Annotated in this window: 1 protein-coding gene; it reads left to right on the top strand. The window is 43.5% G+C overall.

Translation table 11 applies throughout. The annotated features are described in order from the left end of the window. Positions 1–170: 170 nt before the first annotated feature. The coding region (locus tag ACFO5Y_RS11695) for an IS110 family transposase (RefSeq protein WP_380706738.1) at positions 171–619 on the top strand (449 nt) is incomplete at its 3' end.

Below are 619 nucleotides of genomic sequence, written 5' to 3'. Positions count from 1 at the left end.
ATTTAAGTGAAAGCAGACAAGTCCGTGCGTTTAGTGGTGTTGCCGCACCCGGATAAAAAAATGGACGAAACATTCTTTGAGATGAATGGACTATGCTTCGAGCATTTAAATAAAAATACACTTTACCAGAATGTTTCCCTGCTTTTAATTCATTTTTAGGAGGAATTATGATGGAAGTGATGGTTAAAAGATGTGCTGGAATTGATGTGCACAAGAAGACAATTACCGTCTGTACGTTAGTTGGTTCCCTTAATCGATCTAAACCGAAGAAACAAACTAAAGAGTTCGATACCACGACAAGAGAATTACAAGCGTGTGCCCAGTGGCTTGAGTCGCTAGATATTACCACCGTGCTGATGGAAAGCACGGGACAATATTGGCGACCGGTGTGGAATATTCTGGAACCTTATGGGTTTAAGATGATTCTCGCGAATGCCCAACATATTAAGCAAGTCCCTGGGCGGAAAACCGATATGAGAGATGCCCAATGGATCGCGGAGTTAGGCCGTTGTGGACTCGTGAGTGGCTCATATGTGCCTGAGCGAGACATTCAAGATTTAAGACAACTTACGCGCCACCGCTCATCGGTGAAAGAAGATTTGACGCGTCGTAAAAATCA

This window comes from Ruoffia tabacinasalis (genome assembly GCF_042652985.1).
Lineage (GTDB): Bacteria > Bacillota > Bacilli > Lactobacillales > Aerococcaceae > Ruoffia > Ruoffia tabacinasalis.
Note: the sequence above shows the minus strand (reverse complement) of the source record. Positions and strands in the feature narration are given on the sequence as shown.